Genomic DNA, 4,320 nt, shown 5'->3' on the forward strand with positions numbered 1-4,320 from the left:
TCTCCCCGTGGGAGAGGGTTAGGGAGAGGGCAAAACGTAAAACTCAAGAAACGTCGTCTAAAAAGATGACAACACAAAAATACGCATGATCCAAATACCCAAAAGAAAAACATAAAAAACAACTGCTGCCAAATACGTTTCAGACGACCTGTTCCCACCAAAATCAGGCACACGTCGTCTGAAATCCGATTTCCCCGATACCTCAAACTAGGAGACTCAACATGGGCTTCAAGCCAATTCCTGCGGCGGTTGCGCTCGCGCTGACGCTGATTATCTGGTTCGTCATACCCGTGCCGCAGGGCGTATCGCCCGACGCATGGCACCTTTTGGCGCTGTTCGTCGGCATCATCGCCGGCATCATCGGCAAAGCCATGCCCATCGGCGCAATGGCGATTTTGGGCATTACCTTGGTCGCGCTGACCGGAGTGACCAACGAAAAAGCCGCCGACGCGACCAAAGACGCACTGAGCAGCCTCAACAACTCGTTAATCTGGATGATCGGTATCGCCATCATCATCTCGCGCGGTTTGTTGAAAACCGGCTTGGGGATGCGTATCGGCTACCTTCTGATTTCCCTTTTCGGCAAACGCACGCTGGGCGTAGGTTACAGCTTGGCTTTGGCTGACTTGGTCATCGGTCCGGTTACGCCGAGCAACACCGCACGCGGCGGCGCGATTGTGCATCCGATTATGCGTTCCATCGCTCTGAGCTTCGATTCCGACCCCGAAAAAGGCACGGAGGGCAAAATCGGTAAATACCTCGCGCTGGTCAACTACCACGCCAACATCATCACCTGCTGCATCTTCGTTACCGCGACCGCGCCCAACCCGCTGGTCGTCGAATTGGTTGCCAAAGCCACCGATTCGCAAATCCACCTCTCTTGGGGCACATGGTTCGCCGCCATGGTCGTACCCGGCCTGATCGCCATGTTCCTGATGCCGCTGGTGCTGTATTTCCTGTATCCGCCCGAAATCAAACAAACGCCTAACGCGACCGCCCTTGCCAAAGAAAAACTGAAAGAAATGGGCGCGATGAAGCGCGACGAAAAAATCATGCTCGGCATTTTCGTGATTCTGCTGCTTCTGTGGGCGGGCGTTCCCGAAATGCTGTTCGGCGTGAAAGTCGATGCTACCGCCACCACCTTCCTCGGTCTCTCGCTGTGTCTGCTCACCGGCGTACTGACTTGGGACGACGCGCTGAAAGAAAAAGGCGCGTGGGACACCATCGTCTGGTTTGCCGCCTTGGTCATGATGGCGAACTTCCTCAACAAATTGGGACTGATTGCATGGCTGTCCGAATCCATGCAGGGCGGCATTTCCCATCTCGGCTTGGGCTGGGAAGCCGGTTGCGCCCTTCTGGTACTCGCCTACCTCTACGCCCACTACGTTTTCGCCAGCGGCACGGCACACGTTACCGCCATGTTCGGCGCGTTCTACGGCGCAGGTCTCGCCTTGGACGCACCGCCGATGCTGTTCGCCCTGATTATGGCGTCCGCCACCGGCATCATGATGTCGCTGACCCACTACGCTTCAGGTTCGTCCCCCGTCATCTACGGCTCGAACTATGTCAGCATGACCGAATGGTGGAAAGCCGGCTTCATCATGAGCGTGGTCGAAATCCTGATTTTCGGCACCATCGGCATCATCTGGTGGAAAGTACTGGGCTACTGGTAAACCCTGCCTGAAATCAACAAAAGGTCGTCTGAAAATAGGTTTTCAGACGACCTTTTTGCTTTTTGGAGAGAAGCAGTTGCAAGGTGAGGCTGGATATCAATCCGCTATTGGCTGCCCAACCATTCGTCGCGCGTTTGCTTGGCTTCTTCAAAATAACGGTATAGCGCGTCGCGGTTTTCTTGTTCGAGGATACGCTCCAGCTCGGAAAGTTGATCGTGCAGTCCGGCAATCAGCTTGATCAGGCTGTTTTTATTGTCCAGGCAGATGTCTGTCCAAATGGCGGGATGGCTGGAGGCGATACGGGTAAAGTCTCGGAAACCGCTGGCGGCAAATTTCAAATATTCCTGTCCGTCCGGATGGTCGGCGATTTGGTGGACATAGGCAAAAGCGGTCAAATGCGGCATATGGGAAACGGCGGCGAACACAGCATCGTGTTCTTCCGCGCTCATTTCAAACGTCTGTGCGCCGACCGCCTGCCACAGGCTTTTTATCAAAGCGATCCCTTCGGGACGCTCTTGTCCGTGTGTGGTGATAATCAGTTTTTTATCTTGATACAATCCGAATTGCGCCGCCAATGCGCCGCTGCGGTCGGAGCCTGCAATGGGGTGTGCGGCGATACAGTGTGAAATCCGCTCGGGCAGATATTGGCGGAAAGCGGCGATGGCAGTCCGCTTGGTGCTGCCCACATCAGACATATAAGCCTCCGGCGCAAGCAGCGGCGCAATGGCTTGGCAGATGGTCGGCAAAGTGGAAACAGGCGTGGCAATCAACACCAAATCGGCATGACCGATGCTTTCGGCGTTGATTTCCGTAAACGCTTTATCAATCACCCGACGCTCAAGCGCACGGTCGAGATTGTCGCGGTCGAGATCAATACCGGTCACGGTTTGCACCCATCCCAATCGTTTGAGATCCAGAACGAAAGAGCCGCCTATCAGTCCGACGCCGATAAGGGTGATGTGTTGGAGCGGGGCATTTGGTGTCATGGCGGATGTGTAAGGCGGTGGATGAAGGAAAGGTCGTCTGAAAACGTACCGAGGACTAGGATTTGCTTCGAAACCTGCAAAACTTTTTGGAACACAAATCCTGCCTGCGGCTTGGGCTATTATAGTAAATCGGCCCCATTCCAGCCACAACCCTATCAGACAGCCGGTCAGCCCGCAGGCGTTTTCAGAATGGAACAATCTTCTGCAGTGCCAAAAAATTTTGCATACACCGATCATCCTAAATCAATATTTTTTAAGAAAATCAAAGAAAACCGGCAGCGTTCATTTGCTCTAAAAACCGTTTATACAGAAACAGTTTTCCAAACCTTGCGTTCCGTTTTACAATTGAGAGCCATTCTTGAACCAGGTCGTCTGAAAGTACCGTATGTCACTTGCACAACCCAACCGTATCCTCGTCATCAAACTGCGCCATCATGGTGACGTATTGCTCAGTACGCCGGTCGTCGATGCGATCAAAAAACATTTTCCCGAGTGCGAAGTCGATATGCTGGTTTATCAGGAAACCGCCGACATCATCCGCGACAATCCGCAAATCGCCAGGATTTTCACCATTGACCGGCAATGGAAGAAACAAGGCATGCGGATGCAGTTCAAACACGAAAAAGACCTTTTCCGTCAGTTAAAAGCCCGTCAATACGATTGGGCATTCAACCTTTCCGACCAATGGCGTGCCGCCATCATTGCCAAGCTCTGTTCAAAATGCAGCGTCGGCTTCAACTGCATCAAACGCGACAATGCCGCCTGGCGCTGGTGTCACGACTTTCTCAACCCCGATATGGGCACGACCAAACATATCGTTGAAACCCATCTGGGCATACTGCCTCCGCTTATCCGTCCGGAAGAACTGCCCCACGCAAAAGTCCGCATGAGCATCTCCCCAGATGTCCGCAACAGTATGGAACAAAAATTGCGCGAACAAGGCTGGCAAGGCGAAAACTACGTCTTACTACATCCGGGCGCGCGCTGGTTGTTCAAATGTTGGGAAGACGGCAAAAACGCCGCACTCGTCCAGCTTCTGCTGAACCACGGACACAACGTCGTCCTGACCGCCTCCCCCAGTCCCGTTGAACACGACATGATTGAAGCCATCTTAGGTCGTCTGAAAATACCGGAAAGCGGCAAAGTATGGGTATTGTCCGGCTGCCTAACTTTGCGCGAACTTGCAGCGGCGATAGACCGCGCCAAACTGTTTATCGGCGTCGATTCCGTTCCCATGCACATCGCCGCCGCGCTCGACAAACCGCAAATCGCCCTATTCGGCGCGACTTGGCTGGGCATATGGCATCCTTATTCGCTCAATGCCGAAGTGATATGGGCGGGCGATTATACCGACCTCCCCCACCCCGACAGCATCAATACAAACAATCCCGAACGTCTCCTGAAAGCCATTCCTCTGGAAGAAGTATGGAACCGCGTTTCCGCCAAACTCGAGAAAATTGACCAAACGGGAACACACGCAGCAATAGAATAATCCCTGCTTCGGTATCAATAAGCGGTTGCCTATAAATAAAGTAGAGGTCTTTGCAAAATTAACTCCAACAGATTTTCACTCTATTCCGACATCTCAAGAGAACACCTAAGATTTATCCAAACATCCTGAAACCTTAACGGATGTCAACGCGCTATTTGGTGGAGACGTA

Annotated in this window: 4 protein-coding genes; 3 read left to right on the plus strand and 1 reads right to left on the minus strand. The window is 52.9% G+C overall.

Translation table 11 applies throughout. The features are described from left to right. Window positions 1–221: 221 nt before the first annotated feature. Window positions 222–1,673 (plus strand): DASS family sodium-coupled anion symporter, encoded by a 1,452-nt coding sequence (locus tag HMPREF2726_RS00560; protein ID WP_009311665.1) that lies wholly within the window; start codon window positions 222–224, stop codon window positions 1,671–1,673. A 104-nt stretch (window positions 1,674–1,777) separates the two neighbouring features. Here the strand turns inward: HMPREF2726_RS00560 and HMPREF2726_RS00565 are convergent, their stop codons facing one another. After that, complete coding sequence (locus HMPREF2726_RS00565) at window positions 1,778–2,659, minus strand: prephenate dehydrogenase (RefSeq protein WP_009311666.1); 882 nt, start codon at window positions 2,657–2,659, stop codon at window positions 1,778–1,780. 189 nt (window positions 2,660–2,848) lie between these two features. On the opposite strand from HMPREF2726_RS00565, the gene HMPREF2726_RS12520 reads away from it, so the two are divergent. Both HMPREF2726_RS12520 and rfaQ read left to right on the plus strand, forming a co-directional pair. After that, window positions 2,849–3,100, plus strand: a complete 252-nt coding sequence (locus HMPREF2726_RS12520) for a hypothetical protein (RefSeq protein ID WP_094112995.1) — start codon at window positions 2,849–2,851, stop codon at window positions 3,098–3,100. Continuing rightward, entirely contained in the window at window positions 3,045–4,151 is a 1,107-nt protein-coding gene (gene rfaQ, locus HMPREF2726_RS00570) for a putative lipopolysaccharide heptosyltransferase III (RefSeq protein WP_009311667.1), read from the plus strand. The genes HMPREF2726_RS12520 and rfaQ overlap by 56 nt, the downstream gene beginning before the upstream one ends. The last annotated feature ends 169 nt before the right edge of the window (window positions 4,152–4,320 follow it).

The organism is Neisseria sp. HMSC074B07 (assembly GCF_001810355.1).
Classification (GTDB): Bacteria; Pseudomonadota; Gammaproteobacteria; order Burkholderiales; family Neisseriaceae; genus Neisseria.

What these genes read in the sequence shown, in the direction of transcription:
- HMPREF2726_RS00560 (WP_009311665.1), top strand. Translation starts at nt 222, where the DNA reads ATGGGCTTCAAGCCAATTCCTGCGGCGGTTGCGCTCGCGCTGACGCTG.
- HMPREF2726_RS00565 (WP_009311666.1), bottom strand. Translation starts at nt 2,659, where the DNA reads ATGACACCAAATGCCCCGCTCCAACACATCACCCTTATCGGCGTCGGA.
- HMPREF2726_RS12520 (WP_094112995.1), top strand. Translation starts at nt 2,849, where the DNA reads ATGGAACAATCTTCTGCAGTGCCAAAAAATTTTGCATACACCGATCAT.
- rfaQ (WP_009311667.1), top strand. Translation starts at nt 3,045, where the DNA reads ATGTCACTTGCACAACCCAACCGTATCCTCGTCATCAAACTGCGCCAT.